The organism is Kribbella flavida DSM 17836 (assembly GCF_000024345.1).
Lineage (GTDB): Bacteria > Actinomycetota > Actinomycetes > Propionibacteriales > Kribbellaceae > Kribbella > Kribbella flavida.
The window spans coordinates 5173911-5191037 of the sequence record NC_013729.1 but is presented as its reverse complement, the minus strand read 5'-3'; the positions used below and the strand labels follow the sequence as shown (position 1 = coordinate 5191037).

Genomic DNA, 17127 nt, shown 5'->3' with positions numbered 1-17127 from the left:
CTCTGTGCCCAACAGCTCGCTCCGCTGGGGAATCCTGGGGACCGGCAACATCGCCTCCAGGTTCGCCAGTCAGCTCCCGTCCTCGACCACCGGCGAGCTCGCCGCGGTCGGCAGTCGCAGCCAGGCCTCGGCCGACGCCTTCGGGGACACCTACGCGATCCCGCACCGGCACGCGTCGTACCAGGCGCTGCTGGCCGACGAGACCGTCGACGCCGTCTACATCGCCACCCCGCACCCGCTGCACCCGGAGTGGGCGATCAAGGCGGCCGAAGCCGGCAAGCACGTGCTGTGCGAGAAGCCGCTCGCGATCAACCGGTCCTGGGCCGCGGCGATGATCGAGGCCGCGGTCCGCCACGACGTCTTCCTGATGGAGGCGTACATGTACCGGTGCCTGCCGCAGACCAAGCTGGTCGCCCAGCTGGTCCGCGACGGCGAGATCGGCACCGTGCACCAGATCCAGGCGTCGTTCGCGTTCCAGGCGCAGTTCCGCGCCGACAGCCGCCTGTACGCCGACGAGCTGGCCGGCGGCGGCATTCTCGACGTCGGCGGCTACCCGGTGTCGATGGCCCGGCTGATCGCCGGGGCCGCGGTCGGCAAGCCGTTCGCCGACCCGGCGGCGGTCACCGGTGCCGGCACGGTCGGCGAGACCGGCGCCGACGAGTGGGCGGTCGCCACCTTGTTCTTCGACAGCGGGATGACCGCCCAGGTCAGTACCGGGGTGCGGCTGAAGGACGAGCCGGTGGTGAAGGTGTTCGGCAGCGACGGCTACCTGGTGGTCGAGGACCCGTGGTTCGGCGGTGACGGCAAGCCGACCCACGTGACCGTGCACAAGGTGGGCCACGAGCCGCGGGACATCTCCGCGGAGCCGGCCTTCATCTACGCCGCCGAGGCGGACGCCGTCGCGGCCGCGATCGAGCAGCGGCAGGCGCCGGAGATGTCCTGGGCGGACACGCTCGGCAACCTGGAGGTCCAGGACGCCTGGCGCCGGGCGATCGGCCAGCAGTACGCGAGCGAGCGCGACGACGCGGTGATCCCGACCACGACGGGCCGTCCGCTGGCCCGGCGCGCGGACGCCCCGATGACGTACGGCGTGGTGCCGGGGCTGGACAAGCAGGTCTCCCGGCTGGTGATGGGCGTCGACAACCAGAACACGCTGCCGCACGCGGCGACCATCTTCGACGACTTCGTCGAGCGCGGCGGCACGACGTTCGACACGGCGTACGTCTACGGCGGCGGCCGGGGCGAGAAGCTGCTCGGGCAGTGGATGGCCTCGCGCGGCAACCGAGACGAGGTCGTTGTCATCGGCAAGGGTGCGCACACGCCGCACTGCGACCCGGCGTCGATCACCCGGCAGCTGGAGGAGAGCCTGGAGCGGTTGCGGACCGACCACGTCGACCTCTACCTGATGCACCGCGACAACGAGCAGATCCCCGTCGGTGAGTTCGTCGACGTGCTGGACGAGCACTTCCGGGCCGGCCGGATCAAGGCGTACGGCGGCTCGAACTGGTCCACCGCGCGGTTCGACGAGGCCAACGCCTACGCCGCCGCGCACGGCAAACAGCCGTTCACCCTGCTGAGCAACCACCTCAGCCTGGCCCGCGCGTACGACGTCCCGTGGAAGGGCTGCCGGCACGTCAGCGACGACGAGTCGCAGGCGTGGCTGCGGGAGCGGCAGGTCGCGCTGTTCCCGTGGTCGAGCCAGGCGCGCGGCTTCTTCACCGGCCGGGCCACGCCGGAGGACACCACCGACGAGGAGCTCGTGCGCTGCTTCTACTCCGACGAGAACTTCGAGCGGCTGCGCCGGGCCCGGGAGCTGGCCGAGCAGAAGGGCGTCGAGCCGACCGCGATCGCCCTGGCCTGGCTGCTGCACCAGCCGTACCCGGTCTTCCCGCTGATCGGCCCGCGGCAGATCTCCGAGACCCGCACCTCGCTGCCGGGCCTTTCGGTCCAGCTGACCGAGGACGAGGTGGCCTACCTGACCGCCGAATGACGACTTCGAGCACGGCTCAGCCACGATCTCGCGGCGAAAATGGCTGAGCCGTGCTCAAGGTGGGGGTGGAAGCCGGCCGTGGGGCGCGGGACGGCCCGAGGTCGACTGCCGGAGGACCAGGACCGAGTTGGTCCGGGCTGACGGCGCTGTGTAGCATGGTCTGTCGGTGCCCTGAGGTCGAGCACGACGTCGAGCACCTCTGTGAGCACCCTGAACGCCCTTGAAGACCCTTGAACACGGAGAATCATGTCTAAGAAGTGCGATGTTTGCGGCAAGCAGCCGACGTTCGGCAACAGTGTTGCCCGGCTCGGCAAGGGCGCGATGATCCGCCGGGTCAAGGCGCGTACGCCGCGGCGGTTCAACCCCAACATCCAGCCGATCCGCGCGATCATCAAGGGCACGCCGACCAAGATGAAGGTCTGCACCTCCTGCATCAAGGCGGGCAAGGTTCAGCGCGTCGTCGGTTAGAACTTCCGGCCTCCGGTAGGCCGGCCTCCGTGTAGGGCCTCAGAGGCGCCCGGGATCTCCCGGGCGCCTACTGCTGTTGCACGACGTACCGGTCGTAGGCGGTCAGCTCCTCCGGCGCCGGCCGCTCGAAGCTCCCGTCGTACGCCGTGAGCTCGTCGCGGGTGATCCGGAAGGTGGCGGCCGGGGCGAGCTCGTTGCGCGCGCTCAGGCGTAACCAGAGCACGTCGAGCGGAGGGTCCAGCACGATCAGCTCGGTCCGGGCGCCGAGGTCTGTGGACCGCCGGCGGAACAGCTCACGCTCCTCGCGGCTCCAGCAGCCGTAGTCGAGGATCACGTTGGTCTGCAGCGTCAGGGCGCGGGCGGCGACGCTCCAGAGCAGCTGCGATTCGAGCACCCAGCGCTTGCCATTGTGCTCGCCGGCGCCGAACAGCGCGCTCATCCACTCGTCGGGGGTCAGCCGGAGCGCGTTACGCTCGGTCTCCAGTCGCCTGGCCAGCGTGGTCTTGCCTGAGCCGGGTAACCCGATCAGGAGCGTCATGATTGCGGCCGGCATCGGTCAGCGGGCCCGGGCGACGACGGTGATCTCGCGGCGGTTGTGGTGCAGCTGACGCGCGTGCAGCACGTCGTACTCCTTGCTCAGCACGTCCATCCCGCGCCGGGCCGCGTCGAGCGGGTTGCGGCCGCCGCCCTTGAGGGTGACCACGGCCAGAGCTCCGCGGCGCAGGTGCGGGACGGCGTCGAGCATCACCCGGGCACTCATCACCTGGTCCATCCGCATGTCGTTCACGACGGCGTCGAAGCGGACCTGGTTGCGGCGGAAGAACTCGCCGGCCGTGGTGGCGACGTGGTGGATCCGGCGGTCGGTGTCGAGCCGGGGGTCCAGCGCGCCCGGGTCGACCGACCAGACCTCCTGCTCGTACTGCCGCAGGATCCGGGTCCAGCCGCCCGGGCTGGCGCCGAGGTCCAGGGCTCTGCCGCCCGGCCGCAGGTCCAGCCGGAAGGTCTGGATCGCCTCCTCCAGCTTGAACTCCGACCGTGACACCCGCTCGTCGGACCGGGCCAGTCGCATCCGGCCCCCGGGCCAGTCGGCGAGGCTGTGCTCGAGCCGGTTGAGCCCGACCAGGACCGCGCGGCCGGACACGAAGCAGGACACCACGATCTCCTGCCCCGACCGGCTCACCTCGACGCCGCGAGCGCCCAGCGCGTCCTCGAGCAGGTGGTAGAAGGTCCCTCCGCTGCCGGCGCCGTCCGTCCAGGTCTGCACCGCCAGGCGCTGCGGATGCCGCGGCAGCTCGGCCAGCACCAGCTCGGCGAGCTCGTGCCCCGGCGGTACGTCGTCCGGCGGGAAGCCGGCGATCTCCACGGTCAGGTGCCGGACGAAGATGATCCGGCCGTCGTCGCAGGCGGCGGCCAGCTCACCGACAGGTGGCGCGTTCGCCACGAGCCGGCCGAGGTTCGCGCTGACCCGCTCGATCTCGACGTCGCGGCCGAACTCCTCGCGGATCTCCCGCACCGCCAGTTCGTAGCTGTCGGGGGAGAACGAGAAGAGCAAGGCAGGCACAGCACATGGTAAGCGCCGGCCGACCGCCCGCTACATTCGCAGCCGTGACGGCCGACCGCGGAACAGCTGAGACGAGCACAGGGCGCTCCACGGGGCCCTTGTGGGCAGCCGGTTTCACCACCGCCTTCGGGGCCCATGCGGTCGCTGCCAACCTCGGTGGCTTCTCCGAGGACGCAGTGCAGTCCCTGCTGACGCTCGGCATCCTGCTCGCCCTGTACGACGGTGCCGAGGTCCTGCTGAAGCCGCTGTTCGGCACGATCGCGGACCGGGTCGGCGCCCGGCCGGTCCTGCTGGCCGGACTGGTCGGCTTCGCGGTCGCCTCCGCGGCGTACGCGGTGGTGGACAGTCCGGGCTGGTTGTGGGTCGCCCGGCTCGGTCAGGGCGCGGCGGCCTCGGCGTTCTCGCCGGCGGCCTCGGCGCTGGTGGCGCGGCTGAACCCGGCAGCAAAGCACGGAAGGGCTTTCGGCAGCTACGGGTTCGCGAAGAGCGTCGGCTACACGCTGGGCCCGCTGCTCGGTGGCGGACTGGTGTGGGCCGGCGGGCTGCGACTGCTGTTCGCGGTGACGACTGTTCTGGCGCTGGTGGTGGCGGTCTGGGCGCTGCTCGCCGTGCCGGTGGTTCCGCCTCTGCCACGTACTCGACAGACAGTTCTGGACCTGGCCAAGCGGATCGCCGACCCCGTCTTCCTTCGGCCTACCGCGGCCCTGGCCGCTGCCACCGCGGCGTTGTCGGTCGGAGTCGGCTTCCTGCCGGTCACCGGCGCTTCTGCTGGGCTGGGACCGATCGCCACGGGTGCAGCCGTGTCTGTGCTCGCTGCAACGGCTGCGGTCGTGCAGCCGCGTGCTGGGCGAGCCCTGGACGCCGGTCGGCTGGGCACGCGAACCGGCCTGACGGTGGGCCTGCTGATGACGGTGCTGGGACTGCTCAGCGCGGCGCTGCCCGGACTGACCGGGCTGCTGATCGCCGCGGTGCTCATCGGGACCGGAACCGGGCTGATCACCCCGCTGGGCTTCGCGGCTCTGGCGGCGTCCACTCCGCCTGAGCGGTTGGGGCAGACGATGGGCACGGCGGAGCTGGGCCGCGAGCTGGGCGACGCCGGTGGCCCGCTGCTGGTCGCAGGCATTGCCACTGTCGCGACACTCGGCGTCGGGTACGCCGGGCTCGCCGCCCTGCTGGCGCTGGGCCCGGTGGCCGGTCTGCTCAGCGCATCACTTCGGGCCAGACGTTAGCCTTCCGGGCGTGGAGGAGCTGACGGTCGAGGTGCTGCGGAGCTGGGCGCGTGCTGCGCTCGTGGAGCTGGGGCGCGCCCGGACGGAGATCGACGAGCTCAACGTGTACCCCGTGCCGGACGGTGACACCGGCACCAACCTCTACCTGACCTGGGAGGCGGCGTGCGAGGCGCTGCCCGAGGGAGAGCTGACCTTCGCCGAGGCGGTGCAGGCGTTCGGCCGCGGGGCGCTGCTCGGGGCCCGCGGCAACTCCGGCGTCATCACCTCGCAGTTGGTCCGGGCCTGCGGGCTGCGGCTGGCCGAGAACCTTCCCCGCGAGCAGGACGACACCCCGGACTCCCGGCTCGCCGACCCGCGGATGAGCGAGCCGGTCGCCTTCGCCGACGCGTTGGTGTTCGCCGCCGACGCGGCGTACGGCGCGGTGGCGCAGCCGGTCGAGGGCACGATGCTCACTGTCGCCCGGGCCGCCGCTGACGCCGCCCTGACCGCCGCCAACGAGGGCAGGTCGCTGCCGGAGGTCTGTCTGGCCGCGGTCGCGTCGGCCCGCCAAGCTCTGACCCGGACCACCGATCAGCTGGAGGTCCTGCGCCGAGCAGGCGTCGTCGACGCCGGAGGGGCCGGCCTGGTGGTGATCCTGGGCGCGATGGAGCAGGTGCTGACCGGACGGGCTCCGGGAAAGACCACCGGAGTGCCGGCTCGGATCCCGGCGCCCGACCTGGCCGGCACCGGCGACGACCTCGGGCCGGACGGACCGGCGTACGAGGTGATGTACCTGCTGGACGCGGCCGACGAGGCGGTGGGGGAGTTCCGGCGGGCGCTGACCGGACTGGGCGACTCGGTCGTCGTGGTCGGCGGCGACGGGTTGTGGAACGTGCACGTGCACACCGACGACGTCGGCGCGGCGGTCGAGCTGGGCATCGGGATCGGACGGCCGTACCGGATCCGGGTGACGCACTTCGCCGACCTCGCCCCGCACCCGCCGGCGCCGGGCCGGGCGGTGATCGCGGTCGCGGCCGGCGACGGGCTGGCGCGGCTGTTCGGCGAGGCCGGGGCGGTGGTGATCCGGGGCGGGCCCGGGCGGCGCTGCTCGACCGGCGAGATCCTGGCGGCCATCGAGCGGTCCAAGGCCCCGGAGATCGTGCTGCTGCCGAACGACAAGGACTCGATCGCGGTCGCCGAGGCCGCCGCGGCGGCGGCCCGCCAGGACGGCGTACGGGTGGCGGTGATCCCGACCCGGGCGCAGGTCCAGGGGCTGGCCGCGATCGCGGTGCACGACCCCGAGCGCAGCTTCGACGACGACGTGGTGCAGCTGTCCGCGGCCGCCGGCCAGACCCGGCACGGCGCGGTCACGATCGCGGTGAAGGACGCCTGGACGATGGCCGGCACCTGCCGGATCGGTGACGCGCTGGGCGTCGTGGACGGCGACTTCACGCTGATCACCGAGGACCTGGAGACGGCCGCGACCAGCGTCGTGGACCGGCTGCTGGGCGGCGGTGGAGAACTGCTGACGGTGGTCAGCGGCCGCGACGCCGACCCCGCGCTGGTCGAGGCGGTGGTGCGGCACGTGCGCCGGCACCGCAAAGATGTCGACGTCGTGGTGTACGACGGAGGGCAGGAGCGGTACCCGTTGCTGATCGGGGTGGAATGACAACAGACATCGACCGGAAGCTGCGCGACTTCCTCGGCGCGAAGACCGCGAAGACGTTCGCGGAGGTGCTCGGCATCGAGACGGTCGGGCAGCTGCTGCGGCACTACCCGCGGCGCTACCTGAAAAAGGGCGAGCTGACCCCGTTCGACGAGCTGGAGGTCGGCGACCAGGCGACCGTCAGCGGCCGGGTGAAGAAGGTGACCGTGCGCTCGCTGGACTCCAAGCAGGAGATCCGGCTGGAAGAGGTCAACAAGTACCGGCGGCACCGGACGATCACCAAGGTGGTCGTCACCGACGGCCGCAACGACCTGGAGCTGGCGTTCTTCAACCAGCCGTGGCTGGCGAACAAGCTGACGCCGGGCACCGCCGCGCTGTTCTGGGGCGAGGTGACCACGTTCCGCGACATCCGGCAGCTGAAGGGCCCGGGCACCGAGATCCTCGACGAGGAAGACCTCAGCGAGGCCGAGATCGAACGCCGGGCCAAGCCGTTCCGCCCGTTGTACCCGGCGACCGCGAAGCTGCCGACGGCAACGATCGAGCGGAGCATCAAGATCGTGCTGGACAACCTGGAGGACGTCGAGGACCCGATTCCCGAGCTGGTGCTGGCGAACGAGAAGCTGCTCGGCCTGCGCGAGGCGCTGCAGAAGATCCACCTGCCGGAGACGGAGAAGGACTGGGACACTGCCCAGCAGCGGTTCCGGTTCGAGGAAGCCCTGGTGATGCAGACGATCCTGGCGCAGCGGCGCGCGGTCGCCGACGCGCTCAAGGCGGTGCCCCGGAAGCGGACACCGGGCGGCCTGCTGGACGACTTCGACGCGCGGCTGCCGTTCCAGCTGACCGAGGGCCAGGCCGAGGTCTGCGACGAGATCTTCGCCGACCTGGCCCGGCCGCACCCGATGCACCGGCTGCTGCAGGGCGAGGTCGGCTCCGGCAAGACGGTGGTCGCGCTGCGGGCGATGCTGTCGGTGGTCGACGCGGGCGGTCAGGCCGTCCTGCTCGCGCCCACCGAGGTGCTGGCGACCCAGCACCACAAGACGCTGACCAAGATGCTCGGCGAGCTGGCCGAGGCGGGCATGCTCGGCGGCGCCGACCGGGCCACCCGGGTGGGCCTGCTGACCGGCTCGCTGAACGCGGCGTCCCGGCGTACGGCGATGCTCGACGCGGCGAGTGGAGCCGCCGGGATCGTGGTGGGCACGCACGCGCTGCTGGAGGACAAGGTCCAGTTCGCCGACCTCGGGCTGGTGGTGGTCGACGAGCAGCACCGGTTCGGCGTCGAGCAGCGGGCCGCGCTGAGCACCAAGTCGGGGGAGAACACCCCGCACGTGCTGGTGATGACCGCGACGCCGATCCCGCGCACGGTGGCGATGACGGTGTTCGGCGACCTCGCGGTGTCCACGCTGACCGAGCTGCCGGCCGGGCGGTCGCCGATCAAGTCGTCGGTGGTGCCGGCCAAGGAGAAGCCGGCCTGGCTGGAGCGGGCCTGGCAGCGGGTCCGCGAGGAGGTCCAGAAGGGCCACCAGGCGTACGTCGTGTGCCCGCGGATCGGCGACGACGTGAAGAACGCCGGTGACGAGGAAGGCGAGTTCGCCGCCGGCGGCGAGGACGAGGGCGACGCCAAGAGCAAGCCGCGGCCGGCGATCTCGGTGCTGCAGGTCGCCGAGGTGCTGCAGCAGGTGCTGCCGGACCTGCGGCAGGCGGTGCTGCACGGGCGGCTGCCGGCCGAGGAGAAAGACGCGGTGATGTCCCGGTTCGCCGCCGGCGAGATCGACGTGCTGATCGCGACCACCGTGATCGAGGTCGGCGTCGACGTGCCGAACGCCTCGACCATGGTGGTGATGGACGCCGACCGGTTCGGCATCTCCCAGCTGCACCAGCTGCGTGGCCGGGTCGGGCGGGGCAAGGTGCCGGGGCTGTGCCTGCTGGTCACCGACGGCTGGCCGGGCTCGAAGTCGCGCGAGCGGCTGGACGCGGTCGCCGCCACCACCGACGGCTTCGAGCTGTCCCGGATCGATCTGGAGAACCGGCGCGAGGGCGACGTGCTCGGTGTCGCGCAGTCCGGCCGCCGGTCCAGCCTGAAGCTGCTCAGCGTGCTGCGCGACGAGGAGGTCATCTACGCCGCCCGGCACGTGGCGAACTCGCTCGTCTCGGTCGATGCCGACCTCGCCGGTTACCCCGCACTGCGGGCTTTCGTCCGCGACGCGCTGGAGTCCGAAACCACCGAGTACCTGGAGAAGACATGAACTTTCGGCCGCGCCTGCGGCACGGCGCGAACTCGAGGGGACGGGATGCCCCGTGACCCGGATCATCGGTGGGGCGGCGCGGGGGCGGCGGATCGGGGTGCCGGCGGGAACGGGGACGCGGCCGACGGCGGACCGGGTGCGGGAGGCGATGTTCTCGTCGCTGGAGTCGGAGTTCGGCACCCTGCTGGGGCTGAACGTGCTCGACCTGTACGCCGGGTCCGGTGCCGTCGGGCTGGAGGCGCTGTCCCGGGGCGCGGCGCGGGCGGTGCTGGTCGAGGCGGACCGGCGCGCGGCGGACGTGATCGCCGCCAACATCCGGGTGGTCGGGTTGCCCGGCGCGACGCTGCTCACCCGGCCGGCCGAGAAAGTGGCCCAGGGCGACAATCCGGCGCCGTTCGACCTGGTGTTCGCCGACCCGCCGTACAGGCTGGAGACGGCCGAGCTGCAGGACGTGCTGCTGGCGCTGGCGGAGCGGGGCTGGCTGGCCGACGACGCGGTGGTCGTGATCGAGCGCGGCAAGCGGGAGCCGTGGGAGTGGCCGGCCGGATTCGCGGCGCTGCGGGACCGCAAGTACGGCGAGACGCGGCTTTGGTACGGTCACCGCCATGAGCAGGAGACCGGCGTGAGCGAGGCCCCGGCGTGAGCAGAGCGGTGTTCCCGGGCACCTTCGACCCGCCCACGAACGGGCACCTGGACGTGATCGCCCGCGCGTCGGCGGCGTTCGACGAGGTGATCGTGGCCGCCGGGGTGAACCAGGCCAAGCAGCGGCTGTTCGGCGACGACGAGCGGGTCGCGATGCTGACCGAGATCGCGCAGCCGTTCGGCAACGTGACGGTCGCGACGTTCGAAGGGCTGCTGGTCGACTACTGCCGCTCGGTGGACGCGCAGGTGATCGTGAAGGGACTGCGCTCCGGCAGCGACTACGACTACGAGCTGCGGATGGCGCAGATGAACCGGCGGTTGTCCGGTGTCGACACGCTCTTCCTGCCGACCGCTCCGGACCACGGCTACGTCTCGTCCAGCCTGGTCAAGGAGATCGCCAAGCTGGGCGGCCCGGTGGACGCCTTCCTGCCGCCGGCCGTTCACTCGCGGTTGCTCGCGAAGCTGTAGAGCCGGCCCCGGATTGGGCTACCCGCCGGGGACTTGGTAATGTTGTCCACTGGTCTCGACGAGACCGAGATTTTGCCTGCCCACGCCTGAAAGGGATGTCCTGAGCGCCTTGGACCCGCGGTCCCCACTCGTGATCGACACGCACGAGCTGAAACGCCGCGCCGGGTCCCAGCGCGAGGTCTCCTTCACGGCACCGGCACCGGCCGATCTCGGGATCGACGTGATCGGCGTCCCCGAGGGCGACCCCATCCAGTTCGATCTGCGGCTGGAGTCGGTTGTCGAAGGGGTGCTCGTCACCGGATCGGCCACCGGCCGCCTGGTCGGGGAGTGCGCGCGGTGCCTGGTCGACATCGAGGACGAGTTCCTCGCCGACGTCCAGGAGCTGTACGTCTACCCGGAGAGCGAAGCCGAGCCGGACGAGGCCAGCCGGATGGAGGGCGATCTGATCGACCTCGAGCCGGCGCTGAGGGACCAGGTGGTGCTCGCGCTGCCGTTCACGCCGCTGTGCACGGACGACTGTCCGGGACTGTGCCCCGAGTGCGGGACACGCCTGGCCGACGAGCCCGGGCACCAGCACGAGAACGGGATCGACCCCCGGTGGTCGGCCCTCGGTGGCCTGCTCCAGCAGAATGAACGACCGCAGGACAAGTAGACAGTTACCGCACACCAGCCGGCCGGGTCTCGTACCCCCGGCCGAACCGAGGAGTCATAACCGTGGCCGTTCCGAAGCGGAAGATGTCGCGCAGCAACACCCGGAGCCGTCGGGCCCAGTGGAAGGCCACTGCCGCCGCCCTGGTCACCTGCGTGAACCCCGCCTGCCGCGCGAAGCACCTGCAGCACACCGTTTGCCCGACCTGCGGCCAGTACGGCGCGAAGGGCGAGCGTCGCCAGGTCGTCGAGAGCTAAGAGGCACCAGTCAGTGAATTCGGTCAACCCTGAGCCAGCCTCGGGGCACGGGGGCCTGTACGCCGAGCTGAACCAGCGGCTCGGCGTATCGCTGGCTGACGAACTACTGGAGCACGCCTTCACCCACCGTTCGTTCGCGTACGAGAACGGTGGGCTGCCGACCAACGAGCGCCTGGAGTTCCTCGGGGACTCCGTGCTCGGCGTCATCGTCACGGAGTCGCTGTTCCGCAACCATCCGGACCTGTCCGAGGGCCGGCTGGCCAAGCTGCGTGCCGCGGTCGTCAACATGCGCGCGCTCGCCGGTGTCGCCCGCGACCTCAAGCTCGGCAAGTACCTGCGGCTGGGCCGGGGCGAGGAGGCGACCGGCGGCCGGGACAAGTCGTCGATCCTGGCGGACTGCGTGGAGGCGCTGATCGGCGCCGTCTACCTGGACCGCGGGTTCGAGGTGGCCGGCCGGGTCGTGCACACGCTGTTCGACGACCTGATGGAGTCGTCGGCCCGGCTCGGCGCCGGACTGGACTGGAAGACCTCGCTCCAGGAACTGGTGGCCCAGCTGGGCGTCGGCGTTCCGGAGTACGTGATCGCCGAGTCCGGCCCGGACCACGCCAAGACGTTCGAGGCGCGGGTGCGGATCGGTTCCGACACCTACGGCCACGGCATCGGCCGAAGCAAGAAGGAAGCCGAGCAGCAGGCCGCCGAGACCGCCTGGAAGGCTCTGCGCGCGGCACACCCGGACAGCATCGACCCGTCCCAGCAACCCTAAGGTGTCCTGCCTTGGGGATTCGTACACCGTCTCCGGCGCCCGGAGGGGCACCTCGCTGCGTTGTCGGGCCGCCACGATGAACCCCGCATCGAGGCGGCCCTCCGCCTTGCGATGCACCCCTCCGGACACCGGAGCCGTCGCACGACTCCCCAAGGCAGGACACCGGTGCCTGAGCTCCCCGAGGTAGAGGTCGTTCGCCGCGGACTCGCGGATTTCACCACCGGGCGGACGATCGACGCGGTCGAGGTGCTGCACCCGCGGCCGGTGCGCCGGCACCTGGCCGGGCCGGACGACTTCGCAGCGTCGCTCAAGGGCCAGACGTTCGCGGCCCCGGCCCGGCGCGGGAAGTACCTGTGGCTGCCGCTGCGGTCCGGGGACGCCGTGCTGGCGCACCTGGGGATGAGCGGGCAGTTCCGGGTCCAGCCGGTCGGCGCGCCGGACGAGAAGCACCTGCGGATCCGCTTCCGGTTCGCCGACGACGGTGGAGAGGTCCGGTTTCTGGACCAGCGCATGTTCGGCGGCCTGTCGTACTCCGAGGGCGGGGCCGAGCTGCCCGGGGAGATCGCGCACATCGCGCGCGATCCGTTCGACCCACTGTTCGACCTCGACGCGTTCGTGGCCGGGATCCGGCGCCGCAAGACCGGCCTGAAGCGCGCGCTGCTGGACCAGACGCTGGTCTCCGGTGTCGGCAACATCTATGCCGACGAGGCGTTGTGGCGCGCCAAGCTGCACTACGCCAAGGCGACCGAGACGCTGAAACCCTTGCAGGCAAGGGAAATCCTCGGTCACGCCCGCGCGGTGATGAGCGAGGCGCTGGACGTCGGCGGCACCAGCTTCGACGCCCTGTACGTCAACGTGAACGGGGAATCCGGCTACTTCGAGCGCGGCCTGGCGGTCTACGGCCAGGAGGGTTCCGGCTGCCCGCGCGACGGCCGGCCGATTCGGCGCGAGCCGTTCATGAATCGTTCGTCCTTCCGCTGCCCCAAGTGCCAGCCGGTGCCGCGACACGCCCGGTGGTGAGCGCGATTTCGTTAATTGCCGGGGCTCAGGTTGACCCTTGGCGTAGCGGGTGTCACCCTGAAAGACGGCACATCTTTTGAGAAGCGCTCCTCGGACCGGGGGCGCTACCGGCCAGAAAAACCCTTCCGGAGGACAGCACAATGGCCAAGGCTCTTCTAGGGCATCTTGGAGGCACTGACCCGCGTCTGCTCGAGCAGGTTCGACTGCTCAACCGGCGCGTCGCGGACCTGGAGGCGCACGTGATGCGGCTTCAGGCGGAGAACGACCATCTGGTCGCAGCCGTTCACGACGGCAGGCTGCTCACCGTGGACGAGGCGCTGAACACGCCGGCCACGGTCTGAGGACCAGCGCCACCCACAACGCGACACCGGGTAGTACCAGCGAGACCGAGTAGTACCAGCTCCGTCCGCACCACCATCGGCGGCGGCCCCCGTCCGGGCCTCCGCCGGTTTCATGTCCACGGTCGGTAGACTCAGAAGCGGAACGACTTCCCCCGGTAGCGGCAGCGTCACGGTCAGTTGCGACGGTTCCTTCGGTACCGTCTGTCCTTTCACGGGTTGGGAGCAAGGCTTTGTACCTGAAGAGCATGACGCTCCGGGGCTTCAAGTCGTTCGCGTCCGCGACGACGATGAACTTCGAACCAGGGATCACCTGCATCGTCGGCCCGAACGGTTCCGGCAAGTCCAACGTCGTCGACGCGCTCGCCTGGGTGATGGGTGAGCAGGGCGCCAAGTCGCTGCGCGGCGGCAAGATGGAGGACGTCATCTTCGCCGGCACCTCCGGCCGCTCCCCACTGGGCCGCGCCGAGGTGGTGCTCACCATCGACAACACCGACGGCGCGCTGCCGATCGAGTATGCCGAGGTGACGATCTCGCGGACGATGTTCCGCAACGGCGGCTCCGACTACCAGATCAACGGCCAGAACTGCCGGCTGCTCGACGTCCAGGAACTGCTCAGCGACTCCGGCATCGGCCGCGAGATGCACGTCATCGTCGGCCAGGGCCAGCTCGACTCGATCCTGCGCGCCACCCCGGAGGGTCGGCGCGGCTTCGTCGAGGAAGCCGCCGGGGTGCTCAAGCACCGCAAGCGCAAGGAAAAGGCGATCCGGAAGCTGGAGTCCACCGAGGGCAACCTGAACCGGCTCGGTGACCTGATCACCGAGATCCGTCGCCAGCTGAAGCCGCTCGGGCGCCAGGCGGAGGTGGCGCGCCGGGCGGTGACGATCCAGGCCGAGGTCCGCGACGGCCGGTCCCGGCTGCTCGCCGACGACATCGTGCAGGCCCAGTCCGCGCTCGAGGCCGAGCTGAAGGACGAGGCGATGCTGACCCAGCGCCGGTCCGAGATCGAGGCCTCGCTGCGGGAGGCGCGGGAGCTGGAGGCCGAGCTCGAGGAGGCGTTGCGCGAGGACGCCCCGGCGCTGCAGGCCGCCCAGGACACCTGGTACCAGCTGTCCCAGTTCAGCGAGCGGATCAAGGGCACCGCGCGGATCGCCGCCGACCGGATCCGGTCGCTGAACGACGAGGCCGAGGAGCCGCGGGCCGGGCGTGACCCGGAGGAGCTGGAGCTGGAGGCGGCCCGGGTTCGCGAGACCGAGGCGCAGATCGAGGCCGAGGTCGAGGCGCACTCCGAGCTGCTCGCCGAGGCGATCGAGCGGCGCCAGCAGCTGGAGGCCGAGCACGCCGAGGAGGAGCGCCGGATCGCCGCGCTGATCCGCGCCTCGGCCGACCGCCGCGAAGGCCTGGCCCGGCTGACCGGCCAGGTGAACGCGCTGAAGAGCCGCGCGGCCGCCGCCGAGTCCGAGATCGGCCGGCTCGCCGCCAACCGGCGCGAGGCCGAGCAGCGGGCCGCCAAGGCCCAGCACGACTTCACCGCGCTGGAGACCCAGGTGGCCGGCCTCGACGCCGGTGAGAAGGGTCTGGACGACCAGTACGAAGCAGCGCAGGGCGTCCTGGACGAGATGGACGAGCGGCTCACCAAGCTGCGCGCCGAGGAGCGTGACGCCGAGCGGGAGCGGACCGGCCTGGCAGCCCGCAAGGAAGCGCTCGAGATCGGCCTGAACCGCAAGGACGGCGCCGGCGCGCTGCTGGCCGCGTCCGAGCAGGTCACCGGGCTGATGGGCTCGATCGCCGCTCTGCTGAGCGTGCGGCCCGGCTACGAGACCGCGGTCGCCGCCGCGCTGGGCGAGGCCGCCGACGCGGTGGCCGTGACGCACACCGCCGCCGCGGTCGACGCCGTCGGGCACCTCAAGGAGCACGATCTGGGCCGCGCCGGGATGCTGCTCGGGGACGCCCCGGCCGGCGACTACGAGTCCTGGCCGCCGTTGCCGCCGGGCGCGACGTACGCCGTCGAGGTCGTCGACTGCCCGGAGAAGCTGCGCCCGGCGCTGCACCGGGTGCTGCGCAAGGTCGCGGTGGTGGACGACGTCGCCGCCGCGCACTCGCTGGTCCAGCACCTGCCCGACGTGACCGCGACGACGCGGGCGGGCGACGTCCTGGGCGCCCACTTCGCGTACGGCGGGTCCGACGCCGCGCCGAGCCTGATCGAGGTGCAGTCGGCCGTCGACGAGGCGGCCGAGAAGCTGACCGAGGCGACCGCCCGCAGTGAGCGGCTGCGGTTCGAGCTGGCGGCGCTGGAGCAGGAGCGGGCCCAGCAGAAGGAGCACGTCGAGATCACCCTGGCCCGGCTGCACGAGTCGGACGCAGCGATGGCGGCGGTGGCCGAGCAGTTGGCCCAGTTCGGCTCGCTGGCCAAGGCGTCCCGTGGCGAGGCGCAGCGGATGGCCGAGGCGATCGCGGCCGCCGAGGAGGAGCGCGACCGGAACCTGTCCGGCCTGGCCGAGCTCGAGCAGCGGCTGCACGACGCCGAGATGTACGACGACGACGGCGGCGACGAGCCCGACCCGACCGAGCGCGACCGGCTCGCCGAGGCGGCGAAGGCGGCCCGGGCGGGCGAGATGGAGGCGCGGCTGGCGCTGCGGACCACCGAGGAGCGGGCCCGGGCGCTGTCCGGCCGGGCCGACTCGTTGGAGCGCGCGGCCCGACAGGAGCGCGAGGCCCGGGCCCGGGCGATCGCGCGGGCGTCCCGGCGGGCCCGGCAGTCCGAGGCCGCGCAGGCCGTGCACCTGGCCGCCGGACACGTGCTGGCCCGGCTGGAGAACTCGCTGCAGCTGGCCGCCACCGAGCGGGCCGAGATCCAGGCGCAGCGGGCCGAGCGGGAGCAGGCGCTGGCCCAGGCGCGGTCGGCGACCCGCAACCTCAGCTCCGAGTTGGAGCAGCTGACCGACACCGTGCACCGGGACGCGCTGGCCCGCGCCCAGCAGAAGATGAAGCTGGAGCAGCTGTACGAGAAGGCGCTGAGCGAGCTCGGTACCGAGGTGGATGCGCTGATCGCGGAGTACGGGCCGGATCAGCTGGTGCCGCCGCTGGTCAAGGACGGCGACGAGGACACCGAGCGGGAGGGCGAGCCGTTCGACCGGGCCAAGGTGGAGAAGCGGCTCAAGCAGGCCGAACGCGCGCTGAACCAGCTCGGCCGGATCAACCCGCTCGCGCTCGAGGAGTTCGAGGCGATGGAGGAGCGGCACCGCTTCCTGTCCGAGCAGCTGGACGACCTGAAGAAGTCCCGCCGCGACCTGATGGACATCGTCAAGGAGGTCGACGAGCGGGTCGAGCAGGTCTTCACCGAGGCCTACCGCGACGTCGAGGTCGCTTTCGAGCACGTGTTCAGCCGGCTGTTCCCCGGCGGTGAGGGGCGGCTGGTGCTGACCGATCCCAGCGACATGCTGAGCACCGGCATCGACGTCGAGGCACGGCCGCCGGGCAAGAAGGTCAAGCGGCTGTCGCTGCTGTCCGGTGGCGAGCGGTCGCTGGTCGCGGTCGCGTTCCTGGTCGCGCTGTTCAAGGCCCGGCCGTCGCCGTTCTACATCCTCGACGAGGTCGAGGCGGCGCTCGACGACACCAACCTGGGCCGCCTGCTGGAGATCTACGAGGAGCTGCGGGAAAACAGCCAGCTCCTGGTGATCACCCACCAGAAGCGCACGATGGAGGTCGCCGACGCGCTGTACGGCGTGACCATGCGCGGCGACGGCGTCTCCGCGGTGATCTCCCAGCGGATCCGCGAGGCCGAGCCGGCCTGAGCTCCCGGACCCGCAGCACTCGGCAATCCCGGCCACTCCGGCGTGGCGAGCGCAACACGC

15 protein-coding genes are annotated in these 17127 nt (G+C 71.5%); 13 read left to right on the top strand and 2 right to left on the bottom strand.

Going from position 1 to position 17127, the window contains the following annotated elements:
- Positions 1–4 precede the first annotated feature (4 nt).
- Entirely contained in the window at positions 5–1990 is a 1986-nt protein-coding gene (locus KFLA_RS23855; RefSeq protein ID WP_012922385.1) for an aldo/keto reductase, read from the top strand.
- Between the two features lie 246 nt (positions 1991–2236).
- Positions 2237–2458, top strand: coding sequence for a 50S ribosomal protein L28 (gene rpmB, locus KFLA_RS23850; RefSeq protein WP_012922384.1), 222 nt, complete (start codon positions 2237–2239; stop codon positions 2456–2458).
- Positions 2459–2525: 67 nt separating this feature from the next.
- On the opposite strand, the gene KFLA_RS23845 is transcribed toward rpmB, so the two are convergent.
- Positions 2526–2996, bottom strand: coding sequence for a P-loop nucleotide/nucleoside kinase family protein (locus tag KFLA_RS23845; protein WP_148256721.1), 471 nt, complete (start codon positions 2994–2996; stop codon positions 2526–2528).
- Positions 2997–3014: 18 nt separating this feature from the next.
- A complete protein-coding gene (locus tag KFLA_RS23840; RefSeq protein WP_012922382.1) occupies positions 3015–4019 on the bottom strand; it encodes an SAM-dependent methyltransferase in 1005 nt (334 codons plus the stop codon).
- Positions 4020–4063: 44 nt separating this feature from the next.
- Between KFLA_RS23840 and KFLA_RS23835 the strand changes: the two genes are divergently transcribed.
- The 11 genes from KFLA_RS23835 to smc all read left to right on the top strand — a co-directional run bounded on the left by KFLA_RS23835 (position 4064) and on the right by smc (position 17067).
- Positions 4064–5248, top strand: coding sequence for an MFS transporter (locus tag KFLA_RS23835; protein ID WP_049797423.1), 1185 nt, complete (start codon positions 4064–4066; stop codon positions 5246–5248).
- Between the two features lie 10 nt (positions 5249–5258).
- Positions 5259–6896 (top strand): DAK2 domain-containing protein, encoded by a 1638-nt coding sequence (locus KFLA_RS23830; RefSeq protein ID WP_012922380.1) that lies wholly within the window; start codon positions 5259–5261, stop codon positions 6894–6896.
- Positions 6893–9136, top strand: coding sequence for an ATP-dependent DNA helicase RecG (gene recG / locus KFLA_RS23825; protein WP_012922379.1), 2244 nt, complete (start codon positions 6893–6895; stop codon positions 9134–9136). Before KFLA_RS23830 ends, recG begins: the two co-directional genes overlap by 4 nt.
- A gap of 52 nt (positions 9137–9188) precedes the next feature.
- Positions 9189–9779, top strand: coding sequence for a 16S rRNA (guanine(966)-N(2))-methyltransferase RsmD (gene rsmD / locus KFLA_RS23820; RefSeq protein ID WP_012922378.1), 591 nt, complete (start codon positions 9189–9191; stop codon positions 9777–9779).
- Positions 9776–10246, top strand: coding sequence for a pantetheine-phosphate adenylyltransferase (gene coaD, locus KFLA_RS23815; RefSeq protein ID WP_012922377.1), 471 nt, complete (start codon positions 9776–9778; stop codon positions 10244–10246). Before rsmD ends, coaD begins: the two co-directional genes overlap by 4 nt.
- A 130-nt stretch (positions 10247–10376) precedes the next feature.
- The gene (locus KFLA_RS23810; RefSeq protein ID WP_049797422.1) at positions 10377–10898 is read left to right on the top strand and encodes a YceD family protein; all 522 of its coding nucleotides are present in this window, start codon (positions 10377–10379) and stop codon (positions 10896–10898) included.
- A gap of 62 nt (positions 10899–10960) precedes the next feature.
- On the top strand, positions 10961–11152 hold the full coding sequence (gene rpmF, locus KFLA_RS23805) for a 50S ribosomal protein L32 (protein ID WP_012922375.1): 192 nt from the start codon (positions 10961–10963) through the stop codon (positions 11150–11152).
- Positions 11153–11165: 13 nt separating this feature from the next.
- Complete coding sequence (gene rnc / locus KFLA_RS23800) at positions 11166–11915, top strand: ribonuclease III (protein WP_012922374.1); 750 nt, start codon at positions 11166–11168, stop codon at positions 11913–11915.
- Between the two features lie 165 nt (positions 11916–12080).
- Positions 12081–12935 carry a bifunctional DNA-formamidopyrimidine glycosylase/DNA-(apurinic or apyrimidinic site) lyase gene (gene mutM, locus KFLA_RS23795; RefSeq protein ID WP_012922373.1) on the top strand — a complete coding sequence of 285 codons (855 nt, stop codon included), beginning with the start codon at positions 12081–12083 and terminating at the stop codon, positions 12933–12935.
- Between the two features lie 140 nt (positions 12936–13075).
- Positions 13076–13276 (top strand): hypothetical protein, encoded by a 201-nt coding sequence (locus tag KFLA_RS23790; RefSeq protein ID WP_012922372.1) that lies wholly within the window; start codon positions 13076–13078, stop codon positions 13274–13276.
- Positions 13277–13521: 245 nt separating this feature from the next.
- Entirely contained in the window at positions 13522–17067 is a 3546-nt protein-coding gene (gene smc / locus KFLA_RS23785; RefSeq protein ID WP_012922371.1) for a chromosome segregation protein SMC, read from the top strand.
- Positions 17068–17127: the final 60 nt, after the last annotated feature.